This is a genomic window from Actinomycetospora sp., from assembly GCF_036497245.1.
Lineage (GTDB): Bacteria > Actinomycetota > Actinomycetes > Mycobacteriales > Pseudonocardiaceae > Actinomycetospora.
Genome location: NZ_DASXJS010000251.1, coordinates 1 through 4597 on the forward strand (window position 1 = coordinate 1; position 4597 = coordinate 4597).

The 4597-nt window shown below is 72.4% G+C and carries 6 protein-coding genes; 2 read left to right on the forward strand and 4 right to left on the reverse strand.

All coding sequences use genetic code 11. From position 1 onward, the window contains the following. Positions 1 to 381: ester cyclase (locus VGI02_RS26145; RefSeq protein ID WP_331632482.1), on the forward strand; the 381-nt coding region annotated here is incomplete at its 5' end. 61 nt (positions 382 to 442) lie between these two features. Here the strand turns inward: VGI02_RS26145 and VGI02_RS26150 are convergent. The 4 genes from VGI02_RS26150 to VGI02_RS26165 all read right to left on the reverse strand — a co-directional run bounded on the left by VGI02_RS26150 (position 443) and on the right by VGI02_RS26165 (position 3191). Then, positions 443 to 1018: a sortase domain-containing protein gene (locus VGI02_RS26150; protein WP_331632484.1), complete on the reverse strand. Its 576-nt coding sequence runs from the start codon at positions 1016 to 1018 to the stop codon at positions 443 to 445. Between the two features lie 4 nt (positions 1019 to 1022). Beyond that, on the reverse strand, positions 1023 to 1370 hold the full coding sequence (locus VGI02_RS26155; protein ID WP_331632487.1) for an excalibur calcium-binding domain-containing protein: 348 nt from the start codon (positions 1368 to 1370) through the stop codon (positions 1023 to 1025). A gap of 130 nt (positions 1371 to 1500) precedes the next feature. Further along, the gene (locus VGI02_RS26160) at positions 1501 to 1683 is read right to left on the reverse strand and encodes a hypothetical protein (protein WP_331632489.1); all 183 of its coding nucleotides are present in this window, start codon (positions 1681 to 1683) and stop codon (positions 1501 to 1503) included. 83 nt (positions 1684 to 1766) lie between these two features. Then, positions 1767 to 3191, reverse strand: coding sequence for an amidase (locus VGI02_RS26165; RefSeq protein WP_331632491.1), 1425 nt, complete (start codon positions 3189 to 3191; stop codon positions 1767 to 1769). A 205-nt stretch (positions 3192 to 3396) separates the two neighbouring features. Between VGI02_RS26165 and VGI02_RS26170 the strand changes: the two genes are divergently transcribed. Beyond that, a partial coding sequence (locus tag VGI02_RS26170; RefSeq protein WP_331632492.1) for an FAD-dependent monooxygenase occupies positions 3397 to 4597 on the forward strand: 1201 nt, incomplete at its 3' end.

A 4597-nucleotide genomic window follows, 5' to 3' on the forward strand; every position in this document is an offset into this window, starting at 1 on the left:
GAGCTGTGGGAGACGGGTCACGTCGACGAGGTCGATGATCTCCTCCCCGCGAACATCATGTATCACCTCGCGGGATTCCCGGACATGGACCGGGCCGCGCTCAAGGAGTTCATGACGGGCTTCCACCAGTCGTTCCCCGACTTCGCCCTCAGCGTGGAGGAGGACATGGTCGACGGCGAGCGCAGTGCCCACCGTTGGAGCTGCACGGCGACGTACTCCGGCGGGGGCGGCATCCTGCCGGGTGAGCCGACGGGTCGGAAGACGCAGGCGACCGGCAGCCACGTGATCCACTGGCGCGACGGCCATCCGACCGAGATCTGGCACTTCGGCGACTGGCTGGGCTGGCTCCAGGGCGCCGGGGTCATTCCCGCCATGGGCTGATCCGGCCGCGGTTTCGTCCCCGCGACGGTGGGCTCGCCGTCGGCGTCCCGGGTCTCGCGGGTCAGGCCTGGGTCGCGTAGACGATGGTCTGGCCCAGGTAGTTGTGGGCGTCGCGGTCGAGCGTGCCGCCGCAGGTGATCAGCCGGAGCTCCGGGCCCGTGGTGTCGGAGTACACCGCGGCCGTGGGGAACTCCGACTTCGGGATCGTCTCGGTGCGGGTCACCGCGAAGGTCACCGGGCCGGTCGGCGTGGTGACGTTGATCTTGTCGCCGGCGGTGAGCGTGTGGAAGTCGGCCCCGAAGCCGGGCTTGCCGTCGCCGTTGACGTGCGCGAGGACGACGGCGGGTCCGACCTGCCCGGGCATGGGGCCCTTCGTGTAGACGCCGGCCTGCATCGGGTCGGCCAGGGGCGGCACCTGGATGGACCGGTCCGGGTTGAGGCCGAGCCCGACCAGCTGCGACGACTCGTTCAGCTTCGGGATGGTCAGCGTGTAGCCGGCGACCGGTCCGGCGGCGCTCTGTTGGCCCGCGGCCAGGGACGCGTCGGCGGTCGGGCTGGTGTCGGAACCGCAGGCGGTGGCCAGGATCGTGAGCAGAGCCGCGAGGACGACCAGAGCAGCGGTGCGCGAGCGCGTCATCCGATCAGTTCCCCCCGGTCTGGGCCGAGCCTTCGGGCACGTCGGTGACCTGATTCCCGGACGTCGTCGCATCGGAACCGTCGTCGCCGGTGGAGGTCGCCGCGGTGTCCTGGTTGTCGCCGTCGTCGGAGAGCGACTCGCAGGCCACGCCGTTGTGATTCTCGTCGAGTCGGTCGGCATTGTGGGTACTCGACCCGCCGATCGACTCGAAGTACAGCTGGGCGTTCTTCCCGACGGGGGCCCGTCCTGCTCCGGCACGTCCGACGGTGATGTCGTCGGCCCGGACGACGACGTGGGCGGTGGTGGTCGTCGTCGTTGTGGGATCGGTGCTGACGGGCGGAGTCTTCGCCACGGGCGGATCACACCGCAGGGTCGTCCCGAAAGCGAGAGGCCTCCCCCAGCCTCTCGTCACGAAGGAATCGCACAGCGATCACAGCGCCCGACTCGTCCGGCGCACCGGCGTATCGCGCCGGGTGGTCGGCTCAGACGAAGGCGAGGAGCCCGACCGTCGCGACGAAAGCCGCGGCACAGCCGGTGAACCATCCCTTGGCGCCGCCCCGGCCGGTTGCCGCCAGGACGATGGTGATGACGAGGAGCACGACCGTCACCAGTAGGCCGATCACCGCGATCACGAGTTCCACATCGCCTTTACCCGCGCCGCTCATGTCCACCGCCAGATTGGTTCGGCCTCGTCCGATCAGCTCAACGCGAGGGACCGGGAAAAGTGACGATCACGACCGGACCCATCTCACCGGTCGCCGAGGAGTGGCCACGGGCGTTCGGCCTCGAGGAGGTAGGCCAGCTCGATCAGGGTCCGCTCGTCTCCCCGCGCCGACGCGAGCTGCACCCCGATCGGCAGCCCGTCCCCGCCACGGGCGGCCGGGACCGCGATGGCCGGCGTGCCCGCGACGTTCTGCAGCGGCGTGAACCCGACGTAGTTCACGAGGCGCTCGCGGAGCTCGTCGAACGGCACCGCCGGGTGCAGCCAGCCCAATCGCGGCGTCCGGTGCGCGAGCACCGGCGAGAGCAGGACGTCGTGGTGGACGAACTCGCCGTCATAGACCGACGCCGCCTGCTGGAGCCGACGGAGGAACCCCGGCCTGCGCGGCGCCGTCGTCCGGAAGTGCCGCGCCAGGCCGTGGGTGAGCGGGTCCAGGCGATCGGCGTCGAACTGCGGGAACCCGAACCGCCCGCCGGCCACGATCCCGAACGCGAGCAGCCCCCAGTAGACGAGGAAGTCGTCGACGAACTGCGTCCCGAACCCGACCGCGTGCGGCTCGACGACGTGCCCGTGGCGTTCGAGCGCCGCGGCGGTGCGGACGACGGCGGCCCGGGTCTCGTCGTCGATCTCCCCGCCGGCCGGGCTCTCCAGGACGAGCCCGATCCGGAGCCGTCGAGCCCCCGGTCCGTCGACCAGGCCGATCGGCGGGAACTGCAGGTTGCGCCGCCGCCGGTCGAGCTCGCCGAGGACGGTCGCGGTGTCCCGGACGGAGCGGGTGATGACGCCGTCGCTGACGAGGTTGACCGGCATCCGCGCGCCCTGGGCGTTGCGCGCGAGGCGGCCGCGCGTGGGCTTGAGCCCGACGAGCCCGCACGCGGCGGACGGGATGCGGATCGAGCCGCCGCCGTCGTTGGCGTGACCGATCGGGACCACACCGGCGGCGACGAGCGCGGCCGACCCGCCCGACGAGGCCCCGGCGGAGTACGCGGTGTTCCACGGGTTGCGGGTCGGTTCGGCGTCGACGAACTCCGTACTGGCGTTGAGGCCGAACTCGGGCATCCGCGAGCTCCCGACCAGTGACAGGCCGAGGCCGAGCAGCTGCTCGGTCACCGCGGAGTGCTCCGGCTCCGGCTCGGCGACGTACGCGGCGCTGCCGTTGGTCGTCGGCCAGCCGGCGACGTCGGCGTTCTCCTTGACCACGGCCGGGACGCCGGCGAGCGGCCCGTCCGGAGCGCCTCCGACGGGCTCGTCGACCCGGTCGAGGCAGAGACCGCGAAGGACCGGGTCGACGCGCGCGATCCGCTCCGCGACGGCCGCCCGCACCTCGCCGAGCGACACCTCGCCCCGACGCAGACGCGCCGCCAGCCCGACGGCGTCGTCGCGACCCAGCGCGTCGTCGCCGAACGCGGACACCCGGACGATGTCCGGCGCGACCTCGACCTGGAGCGACATCCACGACCTCCCTGACCGAACGCCGACGCGCTGAACGACCGCCGGTCAGCAGATCACGCCGGTCGGCCGGCTCCTCCAGCGACGTCCTGGGCACGTCCTGACGGGCCTGTCTGATGCAGCACGTATTCGACGATTCCCTCGCTTCGCCGTGTCGTCCTGCGCGCGCCGGGCAATCCCGGCGGAGCCAGCATCCCGAAGGAGCCCCGTGACCCGTCATGCCCTGATCTCCGGCGCCAGCATCGCCGGCCCCGCCCTCGCCTACCTGCTCGATGCCCGGGGCTGGCGCACCACGATCGTCGAGCGGGCGCCGCACTTGCGGGACGAGGGCCAGAACATCGACATCCGCGGCACCGGCCGCGAGGTCGCCCGCCGGATGGGCATCGAGGACGCGATCCGCGAGGCCACCACCACCGAGGTCGGCCTGCACTTCGTCGACGACCAGGGCTCGCCGGTCGCCAGCTTCCCGGCCGGGCAGAACGACACCGACGGCCCGACCGCCGAGCTGGAGATCCTGCGCGGCGAGATGTCGCGCATCCTGTACGAGCGCACGTCCGACTCCACCGAGTACCGCTTCGACGAGCAGATCCGCGACCTGACCGACCACGGCGACCACGTCACCGCCCACCTCGCGAGCGGCGAGGACCTGGACGCCGACCTCGTCGTCGTGGCCGAGGGGACCCGCTCCCGGACGCGCGAGCTCGTGGTGCCCGAGGCCGAGCTGACCGAGCTCGGTCTCTACATCGCCTACCTCACGATCCCCCGAGTTCCCGACGACGACCGCTGGTGGCGCTGGCACCACGCTCTCGGCTCGCGCAGCGTCAGCCTGCGCCCGGACAACCTCGGGACCACCCGCGCGATGCTGAACTTCCTGTCCAACGTGCGTGGGCTCGAGGCCCTCGACCGGGACGAGCAGGTGATGGTCCTGCGCCGCACCTTCGCCGACGTCGGGTGGCAGGCGCCCCGCGTGCTCGACGCCCTCGACGACGCCTCGATGTACTTCGACGCCGTCGCGCAGGCCAAGCTCCCGCGCTGGAGCACCGGGCGGCGGGTGCTGCTGGGCGATGCGGCGTGGTCGACGGGTCCGTTCGGGACGGGGACCAGCCTCGCCCTGACCGGGGCGTACATCCTGGCGGGGGAGCTGGACCTCCACGACGATCCCCGGGCGGCGCTGGTGCGCTACGAGGAGCTGATGCGCCCGTTCGTCGACCGTGCCCAGAACGTCCGCCCGGCCATGCTGCGGGCGATGAACCCGCGGTCCGCGGCGGGTCGGACGCTGCAGCGTGCCGCGTTCGGGGTCGCCGCCCAGGCCTCGGACAAGCTCGGCGGGTTGTTCGACCGGTTCGGCCGCCCGCCGTCGGACGCGATCGGCCTGCCCGACTACCCCGCGGCCTCCGCGCCGGTTCCCG

Coding starts and splice junctions, on each gene's coding strand:
- VGI02_RS26150 (WP_331632484.1), bottom strand. CDS start 1,018: ATGACGCGCTCGCGCACCGCTGCTCTGGTCGTCCTCGCGGCTCTGCTC.
- VGI02_RS26160 (WP_331632489.1), bottom strand. CDS start 1,683: ATGAGCGGCGCGGGTAAAGGCGATGTGGAACTCGTGATCGCGGTGATC.
- VGI02_RS26165 (WP_331632491.1), bottom strand. CDS start 3,191: ATGTCGCTCCAGGTCGAGGTCGCGCCGGACATCGTCCGGGTGTCCGCG.